Raw genomic sequence first — 24704 nt, forward strand, 5'->3', positions numbered from 1 at the left:
CCCGCAGTGACCCATTGCGCCAGGACCACGCCCCGGCACGATATTGAGTTCGATGGCCGTGATGGTTTGAACAGAGCGTAAGGGTTCTGTATTCTGAGCGGCATCTTGAGTTTAGGATGCAAGACCCTATGAAACCTAACTTTCTGGCTGGATTGATCCTGGCGTTGCTGACCGTTCTTCTGGTCTTGCCCGTTGGCGTTTCTGCGCAAACCTCTCTGATCCCCGGTTATCCGACAGGATCAACTGACGAGACCGAGACAGCCAGCGAAGGCGATCTGGCCGCCGCGATCCGCGCCGCCAGCGAGGCTGGCGCCAGCGTCATCGTGATCGACAGTGCGGGGCAGGTTGTGACCTCGACCTCTGGCGGAGGGGCTGCGTCCGAGGACTCGGCAGAAAACCCAATGGCCGACGGATCGCAACTGATGCGGGCGCAAGAGCGGTTTTCGAAGTTCCGCGAGTCGGTCGCCTCGCGCCTGGAAGCCTTGCCCTATTCGGTATTCGAGGTTCAGTACGTCCTGCGCCAAACCAGCCCCGATGGGCGCATTCAGACCTATGTCGAGGTTCTGGTCTGGAACGTCCTGTTCCTTTTGTTGGGCCGATGGCTGTCGACGGAAATCTACGGCAAACGCTTTGCCAAACGCTGGGTCGTGGCCCGAAGCAAAGAAAACCCCCAGGGCTATCGCGAAAAAATGCCGTTCCTTGTGTTCCGCTTCCTGATGGGAATCGGCGGAACCATATTTGCGATGCTGATGGCCCTGATCGTCGGGTATCTGTTTTTTGGCGAGGCCGAGGATATCTCGATCCAATTCACGGTAACGGCCATCTTCACAGCCTTTTTCCTGTCACGCACGGTGTCCGACCTGTGGCGGATGGTGCTGTCGCCGTATCTGAGCCAATATCGCCTGCCGCCCTTTTCCGACCGCAACGCGAAGCGGCTGTATATCTGGGCGTCGGCACTGGCCACCTATGACATCTCGGTCGTCATGTTCTCGACCTGGGTGGCGGATTTCGGGCTGAACTACAATGTCTATGCCATGGTCTATGGTGGTCTGACCATGGTGGGGGCCTTGGGCAATATCCTGATGATCCTGTTCAATGCAGGTGCCATTTCCAATGCGATCCGGGGTGGGCGCGCGCCCGGTCAGGTGTCGTGGATCTTGCGGTTCATCTCATTCGCTTGGGCCCCGGTGCTGATCATTTACATGGTATTCAGCTGGTTCAAGCTGGCAGTGGATCTGGTTCTGGAGAATGAAAACTCGGTCCCGATTGTGGCCAGCAGCTACGCGATCTTCATGTCCGTCGTCGTGGCCTATGGTGCGATGAACTATCTGCTGGAACGCTATTTCAACCGCAGCCGCCAGATCGAAGAAAAGAATGCCACGGCGGACGAACCTCTGGAGGGCGAACTCGTTTCGGACACGCCAGAGGCCACGCAACGAAAGCACACGATCCTGACCTACGAGGATCTGGCCCGCCGTGTGGCCGGTATTCTGGCCTTTGTGGTCGGTATGTACGCGCTGGTCGTGATCTGGAACCCCGAGGCCAGTTGGAGCGAGGACCTGCCCGTCGGGCGCGCGTTGGATGTCATGGTGATCCTGTTCATCGGCTACATCCTGTTCAACTTCTTCCGCATCTGGATCGACAGTAAAATCGCCGAAGAATCCGATGACGGGACCGAGGCCGAACTGGGCGATGAAGGTGGCGAAGGCGGTCAAAGTCGGTTGGCGACTCTGTTACCGCTGTTCCGGGGGGCGATTCTGGCCGTTGTCGTGGTCACGATTGTGCTGATCGTGCTGATGGAACTGGGCATCAATGTCAGCCCGCTGTTCGCCGGTGCTGGTGTGGTTGGTCTGGCCGTTGGGTTCGGCTCGCAAACACTGGTCCGCGACATATTCTCGGGCGCGTTCTTCCTGCTGGATGATGCGTTCCGCAAGGGCGAGTATATCGACATTGGGGATGTGAAAGGGACGGTCGAAAAGATCTCGGTCCGGTCGTTCCAGTTGCGCCACCATCTGGGCGCGCTGAACACCATTCCCTTTGGTGAGATCAAGGTTCTGACCAACTATTCCCGCGATTGGGTAATCATGAAGCTGCCCCTGCGAGTGACATATGACACCGATGTGGAAAAGGTGCGCAAACTGATCAAGAAGCTGGGCCAGCAATTGCTGAGCGATCCGGTGATCGGCGAGAACTTTATCCAGCCGCTGAAATCGCAGGGCGTGATCGAGATGCAGGATTCCGCGATGATCATCCGGGTCAAGTTCATGACCAAACCGGGCGATCAGTGGCTGGTGCGCAAGAAGGTCTATCAGGAAATACGCGAATTGTTTGCGCGGGAAGGTATCCGTTTTGCCCACCGCGAGGTCACTGTGCGGCTGGCAGATGACAAGAACGCCGAAGACCTGACACCAAAGCAGCGCGAGGCGGTAACCGGCGCTGTTCAGGCCGCGATTGACGAGGATTATCTGGACGATATCGGCCCCGGCGGCGACGACCGCTAGGTGCTCTCCCGCCCCTTTGGTCTGCGTCTCTGACGAGACGCCACCCAAAGCGTTGGGCCGGGCCGCGCGTGCCGCGCGGCGGGTGTGTCAGGGGGGCGGCGTCGGCCAGACGGGATCGGACGTGCCCAGTTTGTTGGCGGGACGGGGCCAGCGCAGTTCGGTCCCGCCCACGATAAGGGGCGGTTTCAGCCGGTATCCGGGCCCCCAGCCTGAATTTTCCATGGTTTTGGAATAGTCGCTTTTTGTGACTTCCCCGATTTCGTCCGCTGCTTCGGTCTTGCCCAAAACGGCAAGAAGCTCGGCCGTGCGGGCAAGGGACAGTTGCGCATGCATGACCGAGTTGCTTTGCGCCGCCTCGGCCAGTGCAGACAGGACAGCGGCTGCCATCAGGTATCCGGTTGCATGATCCAATGCCTGAACCGGCAACGGGGTTGGTTTGTCCGCCTGCGCCCAGCCCATACCTGTATGCGCAATTCCGGCGCTCATCTGCACCAGACTGTCGAACCCGCGCCGCCCGGCCCAGGGGCCTTGCCAGCCATAGGCATCCAACGTGACCTCGACTCGGTTCGGGGCCAGTTCGTCCCGCTTGGATTTGGTCAGGCCCAAGGCGTCCAAAGCACCGGGACGGTAGCCATGGACAAAGACATCCGCCTCGGCCAGCAGAGCCTGCAGTTGCGCCAGCCCATCAGGTGATTTCAGGTCCAGATAAGCGCAGTGCTTGCCCAGAGAAATATCGGGGATCACGCCGGGTTCATCCCAATCCGGTGGATCAATGCGCAACACGTCGGCCCCAAGCCCGGCGAGCGTACGGGTCGAGACCGGACCCGCCAGAACCCGCGTCAGGTCCAGCACGCGCAACCCTGCCAGCGGGCGTTCAGCGGTGGCCTGGGGCCGATCACGCAGCGTGATATGTCTGGGGCTGTGCCATCCGATCAGCAGGTCTCGGGCGACTGCACGACCTTGGGGGTGGTCCTGCCACTCGACCCGGCTGCGCATTGCAGCGGCAACGCCGCCTTCCGCGACGATGGCGTTTTCCAGATCACCAATGGACCACGACCTGAGGGCCTGCGTGACCGCATCCCGGTCGGCCTCGGTGCCCAGGACCTTCAGCGCGGCGGCCCGGTGGTGCGGCAAGTTGGTGTGCAGCCGAATCCAGCCATCTGCGGCGCGGTAATCCCCTGCGATGGCGTCCCACAGGCTGGGCATTTGCCACCCATCGGGCTTGAAGGAATAGCGAAACCAGAGCGAGGCCAGACGCTGGTTGACCTCGATGTCTGGCGCTGTCGGCGTCAGGTTCAGCGCCACCATCAGGCGCGATACCTCCTGACCCACGGCGGCAAGGCTGGCAGTTGCAAGCTCAGAGACCGCGAAGGCGCTGGGCAAAACCCCGGACCCGGTGGTGCGATAGCCGTCGGACGCCGGTAAGGAGGCAAGCAGGCTCATTGCTGATAGGGATCAAGGCTGTCGCGCAATCCGTCCCCGAGGAAGTTGAAGGCCAGAACAACGACGATGATTGGCAGCATCGGGATGGCGGTCCACGGATAGATCTCGATCGAGGCTAGGTTCTGCGCATCGTTCAGCATCACCCCCCAACTGACCGCCGGTGCGCGCAGGCCGAGGCCCAGGAAGGATAGTGCCGTTTCCCCAAGGATCATCGCCGGGATCGACAGGGTGGCCGAGGCGATCAGGTGAGACATGAAATTGGGCAGCAGGTGCTTGCGGATCACTCGCCCCGAACTGGCCCCCATCATCTCGGCTGCGCGGACATATTCCTCTTCCCGCAGGGACAGGAATTTGGCGCGCACGGATCGGGCGAGGCCGGGCCAGTCGAGGATGCCAAGAATGATCGAGATGATGAAGAACACCGCAACCGGGCTCCAGTTCGATGGCACGGCGGCGGACAGGGCCAGCCACAGGGGAAGCTCGGGCAGAGAGCGCAGGACCTCGATGACCCGGTTGATGGTCCAGTCGATGCGCCCGCCGAAATACCCGGCCATGGACCCGAACAGGATACCAAGAAAAAATGAGACCGAGATGCCGATCAGGCCCACGGTCAGGGACAGTTGCGCGCCGTAAAGGATGCGGCTGAACACATCACGGCCCAGCCGATCCGAACCCCACAGGAACAGGGTTGCGCCGTCCGGGGCGCAGAACAGGTGGGTGTCGGATTTGATCAGGCCGGCCAGCCGGTATTCAGACCCCTCGCAAAAGAACCGAATCGGGCGCGGGTCTTCGGTATCGGGAACGAATTTCCACTGGAACGTCTCCAGATCCGCCTCGGCCACGATGGGATAGATGAACGGGCCTTTGAATTCCCCTTCGTGGAACCAGTTGATCGACTGAGGCGGAGCATAAAGGTGTTCGCCGTTCCGGTCATTTGGGCCATAGGGCGCGATGAACCCGGCGAAGGGCAGCATCAGGTAACACAGCAACAGGAAGATGCCCGAAATCAGGCCCAGCTTATGTGTTCTGAACTTGCGCCAGACCAGCACCCAGTTTGGCGCGTCCAGATCTGCACGTTCCAGCTGCTGGACCGAGGCTTGAGGGTCGAACGGGGCGTCATCGACAAAGCGATCATCGGGGCGGTCGGTCATGCTTCGCGCCCCTCATACCGAATGCGTGGATCGAGCATCACCAGCAGAATGTCGGATATCATGGTGCCGATCAGCGTCAGCAAGGCCACGAACATCAGGATGAAGGCCGACAGGAACTGATCTTGCGTCTTGAGCGCCGTCAGCAGGGTCGGGCCGATGGTCTGCAGGCCCAGAACGACCGAGACCAGAACCGAGCCCGACACCATCGAGGGTAGCAGGTTGCCGATATCGGCCACGAAGGGGTTAAAGGCCACGCGCAGGGGGTATTTGGTCAGCATTCGGGACGGGGCCATACCCTTGGCGATGGCTGTTTCCACATAAGGTTTGCCCAACTCGTCCAGCATATTCGCCCGCAGGCGTTGCATCATGGCCGAGGCTCCGGATGTGCCGATGACGAAAGTTGGCACGATCAGGTGGATCAGGATGGATTTGAGTTTATCCCAGCTCATCGGCTGGCCTTCGAATTTGGGGTCCATAAGCCCACCGATGGGCAAGTTGAAATACTGATGCCCGTAGTAAAACAGGATCAGCGCAAGCAGGAAGTTCGGCGTCGCCAGACCCAGATAGCCCACAAAGGCCGAGGTATAGTCGATCCATGTCCGCGACCGCGCGGCGGCAATCACGCCAAGGGGCAGGGCGACTGCATAGACAAACAGGATCGCGGCAAGGTTCACGACAACGGTCAGCCACAGCGTATCGCCAACGATCTCGGACACCGGGCGGTCGAATTCAAAGGACCAGCCCCAGTTGCCCTGCAACATGCCCGAAAAGCCGTGCGGGCCGGGCCAGAACCCCATCCAGATCAGGTATTGCTCCCACATCGGGCGGTCCAGCGCGTATTCCGTGCGCAGGAACTCGGCCTTGGCCACGCCTGCCGATTGGCCCGAGGCCTGAAGTTCGGCGATCTGATTGCTCAGATAGTCGCCGGGCGGCAGGTTGATGATCACGAAAATCAGGACCGAGACCACCAACAGGGTCAGCAGCATCGTGAAAAAGCGATACACCGCATAGCGCAGCATGACCATTTAGCTGCTCCTGTCAGTCGGCGAAGAAGAACTCATCCGGGCGGTGAACGCCGAAATGCGCGCCGGGCTCCCACGCCCACATGGCCTGTTCCGGAACATTGCGCAAACGGTTCGAGACGACGATAGGCTGCGGTGCGCCGTTCAGGATGCCAATGGCATAAAGCTGATCGGCGTGGATATTCAGCATTTCGGTCCAGGCGGCCTCACGCTCTTCATCCGTGGTGGCGATCTCCCATTCATGGGCCAGTTCCATCAGGCGCTCGGCCTCTGGCATATCGGGGGCTTCGCCAACCTCGCCACCGGTCTGATAATACTGGCCCCATTTCGGCCAGGCCAAAAAGACCTGATCGGTCGGTGCCAGATAAGACGGCGACGTATGGGCCTGCGGCAACCCGTCATCCCACCCGAACCAGACCGAGGCCATGGTGTTCCCGGCAAAGACACGGTTGCGCAGGATGTCGCGGTCCAGCGGGCGCATCACCAGTTTGACGCCAATCTCGCGCCACGTGTCGGTGACGATTTGCAGGGCGTTTTCAACCTCTTGTCGCTCACCGGCGGTTTCGATCACCAGTTCCATGGGGCGGCCATCGGGCAGCAGGCGGATGCCATTCTTGTCGCGCTGATCCAGCCCGGCCTCGTCCAGCAGGGCATTTGCCTGATCGACATCGAAGTCGGCCCAGGCCTTGGCGTTTTCCTCACTGTAGAAGGGTGAGGCGGGCAGGACCGACATCGCCATCGGCTTTGCCAGCTTGAAGTAAAGCGCCTGATTGATCGTGTTGCGATCAATTGCCAGCGACAGTGCACGGCGTACACGCACGTCGCGCAGCACATTGCGCCAAGCTTCGTCCGAGTAGTTCAGGTTGGGATAGATCGCGATCTGCGAGGCTACGCCGGTTTTCCACAGCAATGTCTTGTAGTTGCCAACCTCTTCCCCCTTTTTCAGGATCGAGGCATCGCGGAACGCCAGACCACGGCCTTGCAAATCGCTTTCCCCTGCGTTGGTCTTGGCTGCAACCAGTCCGGGGGCAACAATCTCCATCTCGACCACGTCGATATAGGGCAGTTGCACACCGTTCGAGTCGACGCGGTGGTAATAGGGGTTGCGGATAAAGCTGTGCCGGATCTTCTTGCCCGAACTGGCATTCAACCAGGGCTGCAAGGTAGGCAACTCACTATTGTCGAATTTATACAGGTTATCCAGCTTGTTATGCAGCGCCGCCCAGCTTTTGACGCGGGCATCTTCGACCTGAAAGGCCAGTTCTTCCGGGTCCGCGAATTTCTCGTGATATTGTTTCAGAAACGCAGCGGGCCGGTAGATGAACGGCGGACGGGCCTGCGCCAGCGATTGCAGGAAGTCCGGGTTGGGGTCATCCCATTCGAAGATCACGGTGGTCTCATCCGGGAATGAAACAGTGGGTGTTTTGCCTTCGACGATCAGAAAGTCCGGCGGGCCCGAGGGGCTGAGCAATTCGTTATTGGCAACATCTTCCCACCAATAGCGAAAATCCTCGGAAGTGAAGGGCGAGCCGTCCGACCACTTGTGCCCTTCGCGCAGGTTCAGGGTGAACTTGCGGTTGCCTTCGTTTTCGAACGAGGCCAGCAGGTCGGGGACAATCTCGTAATTCTCGTCAAAGCCGACCAGACGGGCATATCCGTAAACGACCATCTGGCGGATATCCTTGGACCGGGTCACCATGGTGCGCAGGGTCCCGCCGGGCGTTCCGAACTCGCGCCCTTTGGCGGCCAGATCGACGACCAAAGGCTCTTTTGGCAAGCGTTCGGTAACCGGTGGCAAGTCTCCGGCATCAACCTTTGCGGCCCAGTATTCGGCCTCTTGCGGGGTTGGTGTTTCCGCTGCGGCGGCCAAGGTCGAAGAAAAGGCCAGCGATGCGGCAAAAAACAAATGGCGAGTGGTCTTAAACATGACAACGTACCTTATGGCCCGGCTCCAATTCCACAAGTGAAGGTATCACGGTGTCAGAGAAACGAAAGGCTTCATCCCAACTGTCCGGCGCGCCGGCGCCCAATGAGACCATTTTCAGGTCGATCGGGCGGTTGATGTCGGGTTCTGGTTGAGCGGCAATCAACGCCTTGGTGTAGGGGTGGCGCGGATTGTAGAAAAGGGTTTCGGGTGGGGCTTGTTCAACGATCAACCCCCGGCGCATCACAGCGACCTCATCGGCAATGCGCGCCACGACCGCAAGGTCGTGAGAGATGAAGAAGTAGGACAGGTTCAGACTGTCCTGCAGGTTCTCAAGCAGTGTCAGGATTTGTTCCTGCACCGACACGTCCAGCGCCGAGGTCGGCTCGTCACACACAATCAGTTGCGGGTCCAGCATCATGGCGCGGGCGATGGACAGGCGCTGGCGCTGTCCGCCGGAAAAGGCGTGCGGGTAGCGTTTCAGCATGTCGGCGTTCAGACCAACGCGTTGCAACATCTCAGCGGCCTTGTCCCGCTGTTCCGAAGTCGAGCCGATCCGGTGAATCTCCAACGGCTCAGTCATCGCATCCTGAATCCGCATGCGGGGGCTGAGCGAGCTATAGGGGTCCTGAAACACCATCTGCGCCTTGCGCTGAAAGGCGGTGCGCTGGGCGCGGCTCATTTTGTGAACAGGGATCGGGTCTTCGGTTGCGGAGGTGCGGAACAGCACCTCTCCGCCCGGATCGGGCAGTTCCGCACCAAGGGCGATCCGGGCCGCGGTGGTCTTGCCCGAGCCGCTTTCACCTACGATGGCCAGCGTCTTGCCGCGCGCAAGTTTCAGATCGACGCCGCGACAGGCATGAATTTCCTTATCTGCCTGCCAGCCCTTGCTGGCCCGCATTGTGTAGGTCTTGGAAACCCCTTTCATCTGCAGGATCAGGTCTTCGTCGGGCATCGGTATTCCGACTGCATCCTGATCCGGAATCTCGGGCGCCGCATCGAACAATTGTTTGGTATAAGGATGCGCCGGCGCGGTCAGAATAGGCGCGGCGGGGCCGGCCTCCATCACGCGTCCCTTGTGCATGACCACGACTTGCTCGGCCATGTTGGCAACCACGCCAAGGTCATGAGTCACAAGGATCAGGGCCATCCCGGTTTCGCGTTGCAATTCCTTGATCAGCCCAAGCACCTGCGCCTGTGTTGTCACGTCCAGCGCGGTTGTCGGCTCATCCGCGATCAGCAGTTCAGGCTTGGCCACCATCGCCATCGCGATCATCGCGCGTTGACGCATACCGCCGGACAGTTCGAACGGGTACGAGTCATAGGCGCGCTGAGGATCGGGGAAACCGACACGTTCGAACTGCGTCAGCACCTCTTTGCGGGCCTGCGCCTCGGACGCGCCGCGATGCAGCCAGAGAACCTCGCTCACCTGATTGCCGATCTTGTGCAGCGGCGACAGCGAGCGCATGGGCTCCTGAAAAATCATCGAAATCCGATTGCCGCGAATGCCGCGCATCTCACGCTCGCCGATCTTTACAAGATCAGCGGTGCCCTTGGAATCGTTCAGAATGATCGAGCCGCTGCGAATCTGTGCGGTTCGGGGAAGGATGCGCAGCGCTGCCCGGCAGGAAATAGTCTTGCCCGACCCGGACTCGCCCACAAGGGCAAGCGTCTGCCCGGCATCGACGTCGAAATTCACGTCTGTGACCACAGGATCACCCACGCCAAAACCAATGCTGAGGTCTTTGACGGACAACAACGCGCTCATTCGGGTTTTCCACCCCGTTGGCCGTACGGTAGCATCGGCTGTATCAACTCCCCGTGATTTTTTAGTCAGTGTCGCGCGGTTCCGCCCGTCTAGTCAAACCCGTTCTTAGACTGAAATGTCTCGGGAATATGAAAGTTATGTCTTCGCTGCTACACAAACTCTTGAGTTTTTGTCATCTAGTGCACAGCCGCCTGCGTCTATGCTGGTGAGCGGTATCAAGGAGAGATTTCCCCGTGTCCGAGAATCAAAGCCGTCTGGATCTGTTCATCGACCGCATGGTGTCGCAGCGCGCCTGTCTGGATTTTGCGATAGCGCAGACCGCAGGGATGGAGGGGCCGGTATTCGAACTGGGTTTGGGTAATGGCCGGACTTATCATCACATGATCCGGCACATTCAGGACCGCCCGGTTTACGTGTTCGAGCGCGCGGTGGCCTCGCACCCGGACAGCACCCCGCCCGAGGATCGGGTCATTCTGGGCGATGTGCGCGAGACGCTGCCCGCCTCGGTCGCGCGTTTCGGCGCGTCTGCCAGCCTGATCCACGCGGATCTTGGCGGGCATAATCGCGAGAAGAACGATGCCTTTGCGCGCCTTGTTTCCCCGCTGATCGAGCCGCTGCTGGCCGAGGGCGGGCTGATGGTGTCGAGTGACCGAATGTATTTCGAAACGCTGACTGAACTGCCTTTGCCCGAAGGGGCCGTTGAGAGGCGCTGTTTCGTCTATCGCCGATGATCCGAAAAGGACCCAACCGATGATCTTCTATGATTGTTCAACCGCGCCAAACCCGCGCCGGGCCCGCATGTTTATCGCCGAAAAGGGGATCGACATCGAAACGCGCGAGGTCTCGATTGCCAAGGGCGAGCAACTGGAGGATGCGTTTCTGGCGGTGAACCCGCGCGCGACCCTGCCGGTTCTGGTGACGGACGAAGGCGCGGTCCTGACGGAAAACCTGGGAATCGCGGCCTATCTTGAGGCGCGCTTTCCCGAACCGCCCTTGATGGGGCGTACACCTGACGAAAAAGGCCAGGTGTTAATGTGGCACGCCCTTGTCGAACAACAGGGCGGTGCCCCGATTGCCGATGCGCTGCGGAACGCGCATCCGGCCTTCAAGGATCGCGCCATTCCCGGTCCGGTCGATTACGCCCAGATCCCTCAACTGGCGGAACGTGGTGCGGCACGTGTCGGGGCGTTTTTTGACTTGCTTGAGGGCAGATTGGCCGAGAGCCCCTTTGTCGCCGGGGATACCTTCAGCCTCGCCGATATCTCGACCTTCGTTTTCGTCGATTTCGCGCGCGTGATCAAAATGCGGATACCCGAGGGCAATACCGCCACGCAAACGTGGTTTCACACGGTTCAATCCAGGCCCAGCGCCAGTCTTTGAAAGCAGCCAAAACAGGCGGGTGTCTGATTGGGTCGATTACTGTACAGAAATGTCTAGACAGAAGTGAACAGTGCCACTAGCGTCTTTCCAGGTTCTGATTAGGGGAGGTCGGGATGAAATCCCAATACCGTGTCGTGGTCATCGGGGGCGGCGTTGTTGGCGCCTCGGTTCTGTATCATCTGGCCAAATTCGGCTGGTCGGATGTTGTGATGCTGGAACGGCGGCGGCTCGCCTCGGGCTCGTCCTGGCACGCGGCGGGTGGCATCCATGCGCTGAACGCGGATCCGAATATGGCCTCGCTACAGGCCTATACCATCGACCTGCTCAGCGAGATTGAAAAGGAATCGGGCCAGAATATCGGGTTGCACATGACCGGCGGCCTGACGCTGGCTGGCACGCCCGAACGGTGGGAGTGGTTGCAGGCCAATTACCGTATCTTCCAGTCTATCGGGATCGATGACTGCGAGTTGCTGACCCCGCAAGAGGCACAGAAACGCTGCCCGATCATGTCCACCGAAGGCGTTCTGGGCGCGATGTGGGCGGATCGCGAGGGGTATATCGACACCACCGGCACCGTTCAGGCTTATGCGACGGCTGCCAAGAAACGCGGGGCCGAATACTACGAAGAAACCAAGGTCGAACGCCTGACGCAGACGGCCGATGGCTGGGAAGTGGTGACCGACAAGGGCACGATTACCTGCGAACACGTGGTCAACGCCGCCGGTCTCTGGGCCAAGCAGGTGGGCCGCATGGCGGGCGTGGAACTGCCGGTTTCGCCGCTCAAACACCACTATCTGATCACCGACACGGTGCCCGAGGTCGCGCAGGCCGATTTCGAGATGCCGATGACCGTGGACCTCGAAGGGTTCACCTATATGCGGCAGGACCAGAAGGGCGTTCTGGTCGGTATCTATGAGGTCGATCACGAACACTGGGCAATGGACGGCGCGCCGTGGAATTATGGCGAAGAGCTGTTTCAGGAACAACTCGACCGGATCGAGAACGAGTTGACGCTGGGTTTTGAGCGCTATCCTTCGATCCAGAACGTGGGCATCAAGACATGGGTAAACGGCGCGTTTACCTTCTCGCCCGATGGCAACCCTCTTGTCGGGCCGGTGCCGGGCAAGCGGGGCTATTGGTCGGCCTGCGCGGTGATGGCCGGGTTCCTTCAGGGTGGCGGCGTTGGCAAGACGCTGGCCGAGTGGATGATCCATGGTGAGCCCGAAGCCGACGCATGGCCGATGGACGTGGCCCGTTACGGAGACTTTGCGCAGAACAAGCGCTACATCCGCGAGACGACAGGCCAGTTCTATTCCCGTCGCTTTGTGATGACCTATCCGAATGAACAGCTTCCCGCAGGCCGTCCGTTGAAAATGACCCCGGCCCATGATGCGATGACCGAGGCGGGCTGCAAATGGGGCGTCAGCTGGGACCTTGAGGTGCCGCTGTATTTTGCGCCGAAAGGGTTCGAAGAGACGCCGACGCTGAAACGCTCGAACGCGCATGACATCGTGGCCGAGGAATGCAGGGTGATCCGCGACGGCGTTGGGCTGCTGGATATTTCAGGCTTTTCCCGGTTCGAGGTCACAGGGCCGAATGCCGAGATCTGGCTGGACAAGATCATGGCCTCGAAACTGCCCGCGCCGGGTCGGGCCAAGCTGGCCCCGATGCTGGGCGAGAACGGGCGCCTCAAAGGTGATCTGACCGTCCTGAACTGGGGTGATGGCACCTGGTGGATCATGGGCAGCTACTATCTGCGCGCCTGGCACATGCGCTGGTTCGACGATCACATGATCGACGGGGTCGAGGTCCGCGATCTGGGCGAAGAATACTGCGGGTTCGCCGTGGTTGGCCCGAAATCGCACGCAGTGGTCGAGAAACTGGCCGAACAGGATATCTCGGGCCTGAAATTTATGGGCTGCGGAGATTTCGACATTGGTTTGGTCCGCGCCCGCGTGGCCCGCATGTCGGTGACGGGCGAGAAGGGGTACGAGATCAACTGCCGCTATGGCGATCACATCAAACTGCGGCGCATGCTATTGGAGGCCGGGGCCGAGGATGGCATTCGCGAGTGCGGTTTCAACGCAATGCTGTCGACTCGGCTTGAGAAAAGCTTTGGCATTTGGTCCGCCGAGTTCACCCAGGCCTATACCCCCGGCATGACCGGTATGGATCGCTGGATCGACTGGGATAAGAACTTTGTCGGCAAAGACGCTGCCTTGGCCGAGCGCGGTGGCAACGGCCCGGCGCAGGTGCAGGTAACGCTTGAGGTGGACGCGCTGGATGCCGATGCCAGCGGCTATGAACCCATCTGGTCGGGCGAGGACCGCGTTGGTTTCGTCACCTCGGGCGGTTATGGCCATTACACGGGCAAGTCGCTGGCCATGGCTTTGGTCAACCGCGACAAGGCCGCGCCGGGTACGGAACTGACCGTGCATGTGGTGGGGGTCGAACGACCCGCATGGGTGATCGCCCCATCGCCATATGATCCGCAGGGCAAGGCGATGAGGGGCTGAGGATGATCTCGCAAACCCCTGAGCGTGGCAGGCGACGGCGCGGACGCGGGGCCGAGGCCGCGCCCGCACCCAGCCGCGACGTAAATTACCGCCAATTGCGGAACCCGTTCCCGCAAATGGAGGTGTTCCCCGCCGATCAGATCGCCGATATGCACGAAACGGCCTTGCGCACCCTTCAGGAACTGGGGGTCAAAGTCCTGTTGCCCGAGGCCCGACGCCTGTTTGCGGCAGGTGGCGCAAAGGTGGATGACGACAGCGAAATGGTCTTTATCGGGCGCGATATGGTCGAGGCAGCTGTGGCCTCGGCCCCCAAATCGATCGCGTGCCGCGCCGGGGCACGGCGCAGGGATTTTACTTTGGATCTGGGTTCGCTGGTGTTTCAGCCCGGTGCTGGCGCACCCAACGCCACCGATCTGGAACGCGGGCGACGCCCCGCGACCGGGCAAGACTATCTGGAGTTCCTGAAACTCACCCATCATTTCGATGTTTTCCAGATGATCTCGCCCCAGGTCGAGCCGCAGGACGTGCCGACCCATCTGCGGCACTATTTCACCACGCAGGCGCAGATGGAACTGACGGACAAGTTCCCCTTTTTCTATTCGCGCGGCACGCCGCAGGTGATGGACAATTTCCAGATGCTCGCCATGGCACGCGGTCTGACGGATGAGGAGTTCCGCGCCAACCCGCACTGCTACACGATTATCAACACCAACAGTCCCCGCACGCTGGATATTCCAATGGCGCAAGGCCTGATCGACTTTGCGCGGCATGGGCAGATGTCGATCATCACCCCGTTCACACTGATGGGCGCAATGGCCCCGATCACCGTGGCAGGCGCAATCACGCTGTCCCATGCCGAGGCACTGGCGGCGCTGACCCTGACCCAACTGGCGGGTCCCGGCGCGCCGGTTTGTTACGGCACCTTCACCAGCAATGTGGACATGAAATCGGGTGCGCCCGCCTTTGGCACGCCTTCGCACTTCCAAGCCTCGCTTGCGGCAGGGCAACTGGCGCGGCATCTGGGTCTGCCATGGCGGTCGGCGGCGGGGTCGGCATCGAATATCAACGATGTGCAGGCCGCCAATGAAAATCAGTTTGGCCTCTGGGGTTGTCTGATGGCCGGGGCCACGGTGATCATCCATTCGGCAGGCTGGCTTGAGGGCGGTCTGACGGTATCTTTTGAGAAGATGATCTGCGACGCCGAGGTGCTGAACATGGTCGCGGAGCTTTGCGCCGGTGCGCAGGCCGGGACCGCCGAGATCGGCTTTGACACGGCGCTGGCCGAGGTCGAACCCAGCGGCCACTTCTTCGCCTCCAGCCAAACGATGGAGCGCTACAACACCGAGTTCTACCAGCCCCACGTCCACGACTACGCCAATTTCGGCACCTGGACCGAGCGGGGGGCCGCTGATGCCAACCATCGCGCGACCGGTGTCTGGAAGGCAATCCTGAACGATTTCAAGGCCCCTGCTGGCGACAGCGACCGGCTGGGTGCCTTACATGATTTCATCGCGCGCCGGACCGCCGAGGGCGGCGCACCGCCGGAGAGTTGAATGAACACCAAACCAATTCTGCATCGGGATGATCCACTGGCTGAACCCTTGGTCGGCAACATCAAGGTCACGCGCGACGACTGGCTGAATGTGGCCATGGACGTGCTGATCTCGGACGGTGTGGACCAGATCAAGGTCCTGAACCTGGCCGAGCGCATGGCAGTCTCGCGCTCGTCCTTCTATTGGTATTTCAAATCCCGGCAGGAGCTTCTGGACGCGCTGCTGTCGCGCTGGCAGGCCACCAATACGGCTGCGTTGGTCGCGCAGGCAGAGGCACCGGCCAGGACGATCACGGCAGCGGTCTGTAACGTGCATCGATGTGTGGTGAACACCGACCTGTTCGATACGGCGCTGGACTTTGCGGTGCGCGACTGGGCGCGCAAATCCGGCAAGGTGCGCCGGGCATTGGATCAATCGGATGCCCGACGATTGCAGGCGCTTCACGCCATGTTCGCGCGTTTTGGCTATTCCGAGATCGAATCCGAGACCCGCGCCCGCGTGCTGTATTACATGCAGATCGGATACGATCTGGCGCAGCTGAACGAGCCGATGGAGACGCGGCTGTCGATGGTTTCGCATTACCTGTACGTATTCACGGGTGTCGAGCCGCGCCCCGAAGAAGTGGAAGAATTCAGCGCCTATTCCAAGCGCTATTGGGAAGGAGACACAGAATGAGCCAACCGGATGCAATCATCATAGGGACCGGAGTGATCGGCGCCGCCATCGCGTTTGAGATGGCCAAGGCTGGATGGAAGACTCTGTCGCTGGATCGCAATGCGCAGGTCGGGCACGGCTCGACCGCAGGGTCTTGTGCAATCATTCGGATGCATTATTCGACCTTCGATGGCACGGCCTTTGCGTGGGAGGGTTATCACTACTGGCGCGATTGGGCCGAATATCTGGGCCTGCCATCGGATGCCAATCTGGCGCAGTTCCGTGAAACGGGCTGTCTGGTGATGAAAACCGATGCCAATGGCATGCTGGAAAAGCACATGAAGAACAGCGCCGATCTGGATTGCCCGTTCGAGGAATGGTCGCCCGACAAGGTTGTTGAACGCTTGCCGGTCTATTCGCTGGATAGTTTCGCGCCCGCGCGCCGCATGGATGATCCGGAGTTCGGCCAACCCAATGGCCGCAAGATGCAGGGCGGTGTTTACTGGCCACAAGCGGGGTACGTGACCGACCCGGCGCTGTCGGCGCAGAACCTGATGGACGCGGCCAAACAACACGGGGCCGAGGTTCGCACCGGGGCCGAGGTGGTCGAGATCCTGACCGACGGCGGTCGTGTGGCCGGGGTCAAGCTGGCCTCGGGCGAGGAAATCCACGCCAAAGTGGTGGTGAACGTGGCGGGGCCGGGATCGGCCATCATCAACAAACTGGCGAATGTGCTGGACGATATGACCATCGAAACCCGCCCCCTGCGGCAAGAGGTGGTGCATGTGCCCGCCCCCGAGGGGTTTGATTTCGAAAACGACGGCACCATCGTCTCGGACAGCGACATCGCTTGTTATTGCCGCCCCGAGCATGGCAATCACATCCTTGTGGGCTCAGAAGACCCGGAATGCGACCCGCATCAGTGGTGCGAGGATGACATCCACTACAACCGCGATTTCACCGACCAGTGGACCACGCAGGCCATGCGCTACGCTCAGCGTGTGCCCAGCCTTGGCATTCCGTCCAAGACCCGCGGGGTGGTTGACTTGTATGACGCCTCGACCGACTGGATTCCGATCTATGACAAATCCAGTCTGCCGGGGTTTTACATGGCCTGCGGCACCAGCGGGAACCAGTACAAGAACGCTCCGATCGCCGGGAAGTTGATGACTGCCCTGATCAATTATTGCGAGGGCGGAGCGGATCACGACGCCGAACCGCTTCAGTTTGAACTGCCCTACATCAAACGCATGATCGATGTCGGCTTTTATTCGCGCAAACGCCCGATCAACGAGGAAAGCAGTTTTTCGGTTTTGGGGTAGTCGAAAGGCGACCAAACGTTCTGAATGACTGGAGGCCCAAATTCTAGCGGGTCACACCTTGGTCAATATGCTGGTCATTGCCGCGCGACGGAAACACGACGCGGTCCCCGTCAGTTTGCGAAAGTAACCCAGGCCCAGGCCATGGCGATGTAGGTCAGATTGTGCATCAACTGGTCCAGACCTGCCGCGCGCCAGAATGCGGGCTGGTTGGGCTCCAGCCGTTTTTTGTCGGAATAGCTGGCTTTGGCGTAGTCGATATTGAAGTGAATGAACCACTCAAGCGCGCCGATGATCAGGATAAAGGCCAACGGCGTGCCAAAAATCAGAAAGACAATGATCGAGCCAACAACATGCACAGCGGCATGCTGCGCACGGCCCATGTGAAGATATTCACCCCGACCGGACAACATTTTCGGTGTTTGTAAGTAATAGTCAGCGAACATATGTTTGATCTGCAACAAGCAGAGCATGACAAACACTGCGCCAAAACTGGCAGTCAAAAGTTCCCTCCCGAAATCGTCCTTCAGCGGATACTAGGCGTGAATGCGTCAATTGGTAAATGAAGTAGTTCACATTTGGCAAAGAAATCTGAGGCTCGAAAACGTGTTTGCGAAATTTTGCTGGGATTGTGTAGATTTATACTGTTCAGTTTTCCGGCATATCGCCAACCATGAGTTTTGAGTACAAGCAGGGGCAGGTTCCATAGAGCGCACGATCTTTCGTTTTATCTGGAAGTATTCCAAACGCGACCAGCTGATCCTGCTGGCCGTGACCTCGACGCTGTTTCCCTTGCTGTACCTGACGTTGGAGTTGCCCAAACGCATCATCAACGATGCGATCGGTGCCAGCAGCGATATTGTGGATGTCTGGGGATACAGCCTGCCGCAGACCAATTTCCTGATCATCCTGTGTTTTGCCTTTCTTGCGGCAGTTCTGGCCCATGGCCTGATGAAAATGCGCATCAACACCATGAAAGGGGTGCTGAGCGAACGGATGCTGCGGCGCTTTCGCTATCAGTTGATCAGCCGTGCCCTGCGTTTCCCGCAGCCCTATTTCGAGCGGGTCAGTCAGGGCGAGATGGTGTCGATGATCACCGCCGAAAGCGAGCCGATGGGCGGGCTGATGGGGGATGCGATCAGCCAGCCGGTTCTGCAGGCCGGGCAAATGATTACAATCCTGTCCTTCCTGTTCCTGCAAAGCGTCTGGTTCGGTCTGGCGGCGGTGGCTCTGATCCCCTTGCAGGCCTGGTTGATTCCGAAATTGCAGCGCCAGATCAACCTGTTGAACAAGAAACGCATACAAGAGGTGCGCGTGCTGGCCGCCCAGATCGGCGAGAACGCCGCCGGTGCCTCGACCCTGCGCGCCAATGGTGGCTGGCGCTATCGTCGCGCAATGATCTCGGATCAGTTGGGGCGGTTGTTCGGGATCCGGTTCGAGATCTATCAGAAGAAGTTCTTTATGAAGTTTATAAACAACTTCATCTCGCAACTGACCCCGTTCATGTTCTATCTGGTTGGCGGCTTGCTGGTGCTGCAGGGTTCGGTCTCGCTGGGGGCACTTGTGGCGGCTTTGGCAGCGTATAAGGACCTGAGCTCGCCGTGGAAGGAACTGCTGACCTATTACAACCAGACGCAGGATATGTCGCTGCGCTGGGACGTTGTGATCGAACGCTTCGCGCCTTCGGGAATGCAGGACGAGAGACTATTCGAGGGTGAGCCACAGGCACGCCCGCATCTGAACGGCGACATCGTTCTGGATCACGTCTCGGTCCGCGATATGGACGGCAATCAGGTGCTGGACGATCTGAACCTGACGTTCCCGGGCGGCAAGATCATCGGCATCGCGGCCCCAAGCGAAGAAGATCGGCGCGCCGTAAGCGAATTGCTGACGCGCGAGATTCTGCCAAGCGCGGGCAAGGTGGCAATCGGTGAACATAATCTGTCCGAGCTTCATCAGGGTGTGGTGGCGGCGCGGATCGGCTATGCCTCGTCCCGGCCAGTCATGTTTCAGGGCACGCTGGGTGACAATGTCATGATGCCGATGCGGTTCAAGCCCTTGTCCGATCAGACGGATGATCCGGATTTTGCCGAAACCTTGCGGGCGGGCAACAGCGACGATCCGTTCCAGACCGAATGGCTGGACCCGTCCCTTGCCGGTTTGCAGGACGCCAGCGAGTTGCGGGACTGGTGGTTGAAGCTGATCGATGGAATGGGATCGGGTGCCGCCTTGTTCCAACGCGGGGCCGAGCAGGTCTTTGATCCGGACACCCATCCGGAGCTTGCACGCAAATTGATCGATCTTCGCCCAAAGGTTCAGGAGGCTGTTCAAAAAGCGGGCCTGACGCAGCAGGCGCTGATCTTTGATCGCCAAAGCTATAACCCCGCGTTGCCGGTGGCCGAAAACCTGTTGTTCGCCACCCCACGCGTTCCGGTGACGCAGGATTTGCTGGCCAAACAGACCGTCTTCCTGGGCCAGTTGCGAGAGTTGGGTCTGGATGAGACGCTGATCGCCTTGACGCGCGACGTGATCGATATGTTGCGGCAGATCTTTGGTCTTGATGGCACCGATCACCCGCTGTTCCGCAAACTGGGGCTTGAGGCCGCAACCTACGAGACTGCTGTCGAACTGGTTGAGCGGACACGGAAAGAGGGTGCCTCGGGTCTGGACGACGAGCAATTGGCCAACCTGCTGGCCGTGCCATTGGTGATTTCCGCGGAACAAATCGGCCCGGCCTTCACGGATGAGCTGAAGAACCGCATTCTCGAACTGCGGCACAGCCATTCCGACAAGCTTTTAGCGCGGTTGCAAGATGTATTCGTTTCACTGGACCCGGATCAGTTCGCCCCCGGTCTGACGGTGATGGAGAACGCGCTGTTCGGCAAAGTCAGCCAGATCGGTGGCGCGCGATCCGATGAGGCCCGCAAGCTGATCGTCGATGTGCTGGCCGAAAACGGCGCGCGGCTTTTGGTTGTCGAGTTGATCTATGACGTTCCGGTTGCGCTGGGCGGTCAGAACCTGCCCGCCGTGTTTGCCGAGCCGCTGGCCTTCACCCGCGCGACGATCAAGAAACCCGACATCCTGATTCTGGAAAACGCGCTGGCCAGCTATGACATGCAGACGCAGGTAGCGGTCTACAAAAACCTGCGCGAACTGATGCCGGACACCACGGTCGTCTATTTGAACGATCAGTTCGAGAATCCGGACGTATTCGACATGTATGTCGAAATCCGGCAAGGTCGTGTGGTCACGGACGAAGGACCTGCGGACGTGGAAGAAGACAGCGCCGCCTCGGCTGACCTTGCGCGCAAGCTGCGCGCCCTGGAACAAACACCTCTGTTTTCCGGCCTGGATCGCAGACAATTGCGTCTGCTGGCCTTTGGTGCGCGTTGGTTCGAGGCGATCCCGGGGCAGGTCGTGTTCCTGAAGGACGATCAGCCGACCGATGGGGCCTATGTGGTTCTGGAAGGTGAGGCGGGCCTGTTCCTTCCGCAACCGGACGGCCCCGATCAACTGATTACCAAGGTGGGACCGGGTGAGCTGGTGGGCGAGTTGGGCCTGATCCGCAAGGAACCCCGCGCGCTGAGCATGGTGGCCGAGACCAAGATGTCCTGCCTGCGCATTGGTGAGGAGGAATTCCTGGCTGTGGTCGAAAACGACGCTGCGACCGCCTTCAAGCTGATGCAGGTGATTGCCGGTTACGTATCGAACTGACCGCTAACCGTCGGGCTTGCAGAAGAGTTCGTACAGCAACCCGATCACCTGCCGTGTGTTCCCATCTGCCAGCGAATAATAGATGGTCTTGCCATCGCGGCGGGTGGACACCAGATTTTCCTCGCGCAGCCGCGCCAGCATCTGGCTGACGGCCGCCTGCCGGATTTGCAGCAGGTCTTCCAACTGCCCAACCGATTTTTCCCCGTCGCCCAAATGGCACAGGATCATTAGACGCCCTTCATGGGCCAGTGTCTTGAGATAGGCCGCGGCGCTTGCCGCGTTTTCTTTCATATTTGCCGACGTATCAGGGGTTTCGTCGGTTAGTTCATTCAGGGTCACGGGTAGGCCACTTGTCCGATTGGGGTTGGCGCAATATGCCCCAACCCATACGGGCTTGTCACCCCTCGGTGGCGGGGGCTCCGCCCTGAAAGGCGTTGCCGTTGGCATAATCGCAGGGGTCTTCCTGCATTTGCAGGTGCAACCCGTCCCCGGTGTACGGGTGCGCGCGGGCCAGATCTTCGTTGACTTCGATCCCCAGACCGGGCGCGCTTGGTGGCGTGACAAAGCCGTCTTCGACCCGGATTGCGCCATTGATCAACTGATCATGGAACGGTGTTTCGATGGTTTCCAGCAACAGAAGATTCGGAATTGATGCGGCCAGATGCGTATTCGCGGCCCACTCCACCGGACCGGCATAAAGATGCGGGGCCATCTGCGCGTTGAAGACCTCGGCCATGGCGGCGACCTTCTTCATCTCCCATATCCCGCCAGCGCGGCCCAGGGCGGGTTGCAGAATCTCGGCGGCACCGGCGCGCAAAACTGCACCGAATTCGGCCTTGGTGGTCATGCGCTCGCCGGTTGCGACCGGGATGCGCACGTTGCGGGCGACGCGGGCCATATCCTCGATATTGTCCGGCGGGGTGGGTTCTTCGAACCACAGCGGCGAACAGGGTTCCAACGCCTGCCCCAACCGGATTGCGCCCGCCGTGTTGAACTGACCATGGGTGCCGAACAACAGGTCGGCTTTGTCTCCAACCGCTTCACGGATCGCTTTGCAGAACGCCACGGACATCGAGATGTCGGACATCGCGGGCATATGCCCACCCCGGATCGTATAAGGGCCAGCCGGGTCGAACTTGACCGCGGTATAGCCGCGCCGGACCATTTCAGCGGCGCATTCCCCGGCCTGATCCGGAGCGGTCCAGAAATCATTCAGGTTATGCTGGGGCAGGGGATACAAGTAGGTGTAAGAGCGGATGCGTTCGTTCATCAGCCCGCCCAGCAAGGCATAGACAGGCCGGTCCCGATCCTTGCCCAGAATGTCCCAGCAGGCGATTTCGAGCCCCGAGAACGCGCCCATGACGGTCAGGTCCGGGCGTTGGGTGAAACCGCTGGAATAGGCGCGGCGGAACATCAACTCGATATTCTCGGGGTTTTCGCCCAGCATGTGCCGTTCGAACACATCGCAGATCACGTGGCGCATGGCCTCGGGACCGATGGATGAGGCATAGCATTCGCCCCAACCGGTAATGCCTGTGTCGGTGGTCACTTTGACCAGTATCCAATAACGCCCGCCCCAGCCCGGTGCGGGTGGCGCTGTGATGATGATATCGAGGTCCTGCAGTTTCATCCCGTGCCCTCCGGCCCTGTGGGTTTGACGTGTCGACGCGTGCGATGCGCCGGACTGTTTCAGCCACGGTGGCGCGGGAAGATGCAGGCCGCAAGGCGGAAATCGTCAGTTTGATGTCGCTGTTACGCCCTGGATTGGGCGGGCACGCAAAAACAGCACACACCCTGCCAGCATCAGAACCAGCGCCAATAGGAACGGCGCGCCGGGCAGGTAGACAATTGTGTCCGGTCTGATGAACTGCGCGAAGATGCTGGTCATCAGCAGGGGTGAGATGACCATCGACAAGGCATGCAGCGATGTCAGGACGCCCTGCAATTCCCCCTGTTGCGAATCCGGTGTGGCGCGCGACATCATTGCCTGCAGTGCAGGAGTAATGACGGCGCCGATGGCGGTGATCGGGATCAGCATCAGGGCGATCAGGCCGTTGGTCAGAAAACCCAGAATACCAAAGCTGACGATTTCGAAAACCATCCCGTATATGATTGTCACCCGTTCACCCAGATAGCGGGTGGCAGGGCGGATCAACCCGCCCTGAACGGCTGCCATAGCAAGGCCGTACACGCCCAATGACACGCCGATCATCTGCGGGGACCATCCGAACCGCTCGGTCGTGAAATAGGCCCAGATGGCCGGATAGACATAGATCGACACCGAGTAGAGGAAATAGACCCACAGCAAGGGGCGAATGCCGGGCAGGGCGGCAATAGCCTTCAACGAATTGATCGGGTTCGCGCGCCTCAGACTGAAGGCCCGGCGGGTCTTGTCCGTCACCGTTTCCGGCATCACGAACATGCCAATGGCAAAGGTCAGTGCAGACAGGCCCGCAGCCGCCCAAAAAGGCGCGCGGGTGCCGTATTCGCTCAGCAATCCGCCCACGACAGGGCCCAACACAAAACCGACGCCAAAAGCCGCCCCCAACAGCCCGAAATTCGCCGCCTTGTCCTGCGGTTTCGAGACGTCGGCCATGAAGGCGGCCGCCGTTGAATGCGTGGCCGCCGTGATGCCGCCGACGATACGACCCGCCAGAAGCAGCCAGATACTGCCCGCCAGCGCCATGACCACATAGTCCAACGCCATGACAAACAGGGATACCAGCAGAACGGATCGGCGTCCGTAAGCATCGGACAAGTTACCCAGAATCGGCCCGAACACGAACTGCATCGCGGCGAAAGCGGTGCTGAGGATGCCACCCCACACCGCCGCATTGGCCAGCGTACCGCCCTGAACCTCGACAATCAGTTGGGGCATGATCGGCATGACCAACCCGATGCCCATTGCGTCGATCATGACGATGGAAAGAACAAAGACAAAAGGCAGGCGCATCAGAACCGTCACGTCGTTTCAACCCTCGCACCCTAGGCGGGGTTACTACGTTAGGAAAGAGTTGCCCGAGGTCATCTATGTTTGGTGATGCGACAATTGCTGTTTCAGATCAGACAGGATGTTGGCCAGTTGATCCGGGTGCGAAAAGAAGGCCGAATGCCCCGAGTGGATGGTGCGTCGGAACGCGGACGGGATGCCCTCGCTCATCTTGCACTGATACTCGAACGGTACTGTGTGGTCATCGCTGGTGGCGATATAGGCGCGCGGGACCTTTTGGTAGCGCGCGCCAAGATGCAAGGGTGTATCTTGCGGACGAATGGCCTGAGGACACAAGCGTCCAAAGGCGTAGGGCGTGATGTCCGGGTCGCAGTCGTGGTAGAACAGCTCTCTCACGCAGTCCGGACGGACGGTATAGGACAGCCCGTCGGCGGATTTTTCCACCGCGTCGGCAATCGTCTGGCTGGGTCCGCGGCGGCGCATCTCGACCATCGACAGACCATCCTGCGGGACATAGGCGCTGAGGTAGATCAGCGCGCGCATGGCATCCGGCTGCGCCTCGGCCGCGGCACTGATGGGATACCCGCCCCACGAATGACCCACGATGATCGTTTCCGGGGTTGTCGCCGACAGGATAGAATCCCTGCACCCATCCAGCGTGACATCTGCAATGGGGGTTGGATCAGCGCCATGGCTGGGCATGTCGATGGCGCGGACCGAGTGGCCGAGGGATTCCAGCACAGGAATCAGGTCGCGCCAACACCACGCGCCGTGGCAGGACCCGTGGACCAAAAGGAAATCAGCCATGT

At 60.0% G+C, this 24704-nt stretch carries 18 protein-coding genes; 8 read left to right on the plus strand and 10 right to left on the minus strand.

Annotated elements, in window-relative coordinates:
• Nucleotides 1-128 precede the first annotated feature (128 nt).
• Nucleotides 129-2501 carry a mechanosensitive ion channel domain-containing protein gene (locus ACR0E6_RS00140; protein WP_480580015.1) on the plus strand — a complete coding sequence of 791 codons (2373 nt, stop codon included), beginning with the start codon at nt 129-131 and terminating at the stop codon, nt 2499-2501.
• Nucleotides 2502-2588: 87 nt separating this feature from the next.
• On the opposite strand, the gene ACR0E6_RS00145 is transcribed toward ACR0E6_RS00140, so the two are convergent.
• From ACR0E6_RS00145 to ACR0E6_RS00165, 5 genes are read right to left on the minus strand one after another with little or no spacing between them, the layout of a single operon-like run.
• Nucleotides 2589-3944, minus strand: coding sequence for a CoA transferase (locus tag ACR0E6_RS00145; RefSeq protein ID WP_480580018.1), 1356 nt, complete (start codon nt 3942-3944; stop codon nt 2589-2591).
• Nucleotides 3941-5095 carry an ABC transporter permease gene (locus ACR0E6_RS00150; protein ID WP_170454501.1) on the minus strand — a complete coding sequence of 385 codons (1155 nt, stop codon included), beginning with the start codon at nt 5093-5095 and terminating at the stop codon, nt 3941-3943. The genes ACR0E6_RS00145 and ACR0E6_RS00150 overlap by 4 nt, the downstream gene beginning before the upstream one ends.
• Entirely contained in the window at nt 5092-6120 is a 1029-nt protein-coding gene (locus tag ACR0E6_RS00155; protein WP_170454498.1) for an ABC transporter permease, read from the minus strand. The genes ACR0E6_RS00150 and ACR0E6_RS00155 overlap by 4 nt, the downstream gene beginning before the upstream one ends.
• A gap of 13 nt (nt 6121-6133) precedes the next feature.
• A complete protein-coding gene (locus ACR0E6_RS00160; protein ID WP_170520401.1) occupies nt 6134-8044 on the minus strand; it encodes an ABC transporter substrate-binding protein in 1911 nt (636 codons plus the stop codon).
• Nucleotides 8037-9809: an ABC transporter ATP-binding protein gene (locus ACR0E6_RS00165; protein WP_170454494.1), complete on the minus strand. Its 1773-nt coding sequence runs from the start codon at nt 9807-9809 to the stop codon at nt 8037-8039. The genes ACR0E6_RS00160 and ACR0E6_RS00165 overlap by 8 nt, the downstream gene beginning before the upstream one ends.
• Before the next feature lie 233 nt (nt 9810-10042).
• Here ACR0E6_RS00165 and ACR0E6_RS00170 point away from each other — a divergent pair, with 233 nt between their 5' ends.
• The 6 genes from ACR0E6_RS00170 (at nt 10043) to ACR0E6_RS00195 (ending at nt 17234) form a co-directional block, all read left to right on the plus strand.
• Nucleotides 10043-10540 (plus strand): class I SAM-dependent methyltransferase, encoded by a 498-nt coding sequence (locus tag ACR0E6_RS00170; protein WP_480580023.1) that lies wholly within the window; start codon nt 10043-10045, stop codon nt 10538-10540.
• Nucleotides 10541-10559: 19 nt separating this feature from the next.
• Entirely contained in the window at nt 10560-11189 is a 630-nt protein-coding gene (locus ACR0E6_RS00175; protein ID WP_170520407.1) for a glutathione S-transferase, read from the plus strand.
• A gap of 113 nt (nt 11190-11302) precedes the next feature.
• Nucleotides 11303-13705 (plus strand): GcvT family protein, encoded by a 2403-nt coding sequence (locus tag ACR0E6_RS00180; protein WP_480580027.1) that lies wholly within the window; start codon nt 11303-11305, stop codon nt 13703-13705.
• Between the two features lie 2 nt (nt 13706-13707).
• Nucleotides 13708-15258 (plus strand): trimethylamine methyltransferase family protein, encoded by a 1551-nt coding sequence (locus ACR0E6_RS00185; protein WP_480580030.1) that lies wholly within the window; start codon nt 13708-13710, stop codon nt 15256-15258.
• Nucleotides 15259-15933, plus strand: a complete 675-nt coding sequence (locus ACR0E6_RS00190; RefSeq protein ID WP_170454484.1) for a TetR/AcrR family transcriptional regulator — start codon at nt 15259-15261, stop codon at nt 15931-15933.
• A complete protein-coding gene (locus ACR0E6_RS00195; protein WP_480580034.1) occupies nt 15930-17234 on the plus strand; it encodes an NAD(P)/FAD-dependent oxidoreductase in 1305 nt (434 codons plus the stop codon). Before ACR0E6_RS00190 ends, ACR0E6_RS00195 begins: the two co-directional genes overlap by 4 nt.
• Nucleotides 17235-17344: 110 nt before the next feature.
• Here ACR0E6_RS00195 and ACR0E6_RS00200 read toward each other — a convergent pair whose 3' ends face one another.
• Entirely contained in the window at nt 17345-17704 is a 360-nt protein-coding gene (locus tag ACR0E6_RS00200; RefSeq protein WP_480582172.1) for a DUF3307 domain-containing protein, read from the minus strand.
• A gap of 244 nt (nt 17705-17948) precedes the next feature.
• Between ACR0E6_RS00200 and ACR0E6_RS00205 the strand changes: the two genes are divergently transcribed.
• The gene (locus ACR0E6_RS00205; protein WP_480582174.1) at nt 17949-20945 is read left to right on the plus strand and encodes an ABC transporter transmembrane domain-containing protein; all 2997 of its coding nucleotides are present in this window, start codon (nt 17949-17951) and stop codon (nt 20943-20945) included.
• A gap of 3 nt (nt 20946-20948) precedes the next feature.
• Here the strand turns inward: ACR0E6_RS00205 and ACR0E6_RS00210 are convergent, their stop codons facing one another.
• The 4 genes from ACR0E6_RS00210 to ACR0E6_RS00225 all read right to left on the minus strand — a co-directional run bounded on the left by ACR0E6_RS00210 (nt 20949) and on the right by ACR0E6_RS00225 (nt 24702).
• Nucleotides 20949-21236, minus strand: a complete 288-nt coding sequence (locus tag ACR0E6_RS00210; protein WP_170623909.1) for a metalloregulator ArsR/SmtB family transcription factor — start codon at nt 21234-21236, stop codon at nt 20949-20951.
• A 106-nt stretch (nt 21237-21342) separates the two neighbouring features.
• Nucleotides 21343-22575 (minus strand): mandelate racemase/muconate lactonizing enzyme family protein, encoded by a 1233-nt coding sequence (locus tag ACR0E6_RS00215; RefSeq protein WP_480580037.1) that lies wholly within the window; start codon nt 22573-22575, stop codon nt 21343-21345.
• Between the two features lie 105 nt (nt 22576-22680).
• Nucleotides 22681-23898, minus strand: coding sequence for a TCR/Tet family MFS transporter (locus ACR0E6_RS00220; protein WP_480582176.1), 1218 nt, complete (start codon nt 23896-23898; stop codon nt 22681-22683).
• A 75-nt stretch (nt 23899-23973) separates the two neighbouring features.
• A complete protein-coding gene (locus ACR0E6_RS00225) occupies nt 23974-24702 on the minus strand; it encodes an alpha/beta fold hydrolase (RefSeq protein WP_480580040.1) in 729 nt (242 codons plus the stop codon).
• Between the last annotated feature and the right edge of the window lie 2 nt (nt 24703-24704).

Source organism: Ruegeria sp. AP12 (assembly GCF_056540025.1).

Bases quoted from the DNA above. Each gene is read 5' to 3' on its own strand.
- ACR0E6_RS00140 (WP_480580015.1), top strand. From the start codon at position 129: ATGAAACCTAACTTTCTGGCTGGATTGATCCTGGCGTTGCTGACCGTT.
- ACR0E6_RS00145 (WP_480580018.1), bottom strand. From the start codon at position 3,944: ATGAGCCTGCTTGCCTCCTTACCGGCGTCCGACGGCTATCGCACCACC.
- ACR0E6_RS00150 (WP_170454501.1), bottom strand. From the start codon at position 5,095: ATGACCGACCGCCCCGATGATCGCTTTGTCGATGACGCCCCGTTCGAC.
- ACR0E6_RS00155 (WP_170454498.1), bottom strand. From the start codon at position 6,120: ATGGTCATGCTGCGCTATGCGGTGTATCGCTTTTTCACGATGCTGCTG.
- ACR0E6_RS00160 (WP_170520401.1), bottom strand. From the start codon at position 8,044: ATGTTTAAGACCACTCGCCATTTGTTTTTTGCCGCATCGCTGGCCTTT.
- ACR0E6_RS00165 (WP_170454494.1), bottom strand. From the start codon at position 9,809: ATGAGCGCGTTGTTGTCCGTCAAAGACCTCAGCATTGGTTTTGGCGTG.
- ACR0E6_RS00175 (WP_170520407.1), top strand. From the start codon at position 10,560: ATGATCTTCTATGATTGTTCAACCGCGCCAAACCCGCGCCGGGCCCGC.
- ACR0E6_RS00180 (WP_480580027.1), top strand. From the start codon at position 11,303: ATGAAATCCCAATACCGTGTCGTGGTCATCGGGGGCGGCGTTGTTGGC.
- ACR0E6_RS00185 (WP_480580030.1), top strand. From the start codon at position 13,708: ATGATCTCGCAAACCCCTGAGCGTGGCAGGCGACGGCGCGGACGCGGG.
- ACR0E6_RS00190 (WP_170454484.1), top strand. From the start codon at position 15,259: ATGAACACCAAACCAATTCTGCATCGGGATGATCCACTGGCTGAACCC.
- ACR0E6_RS00195 (WP_480580034.1), top strand. From the start codon at position 15,930: ATGAGCCAACCGGATGCAATCATCATAGGGACCGGAGTGATCGGCGCC.
- ACR0E6_RS00200 (WP_480582172.1), bottom strand. From the start codon at position 17,704: ATGCTCTGCTTGTTGCAGATCAAACATATGTTCGCTGACTATTACTTA.
- ACR0E6_RS00210 (WP_170623909.1), bottom strand. From the start codon at position 21,236: ATGAAAGAAAACGCGGCAAGCGCCGCGGCCTATCTCAAGACACTGGCC.
- ACR0E6_RS00215 (WP_480580037.1), bottom strand. From the start codon at position 22,575: ATGAAACTGCAGGACCTCGATATCATCATCACAGCGCCACCCGCACCG.
- ACR0E6_RS00220 (WP_480582176.1), bottom strand. From the start codon at position 23,898: ATGCGCCTGCCTTTTGTCTTTGTTCTTTCCATCGTCATGATCGACGCA.
- ACR0E6_RS00225 (WP_480580040.1), bottom strand. From the start codon at position 24,702: ATGGCTGATTTCCTTTTGGTCCACGGGTCCTGCCACGGCGCGTGGTGT.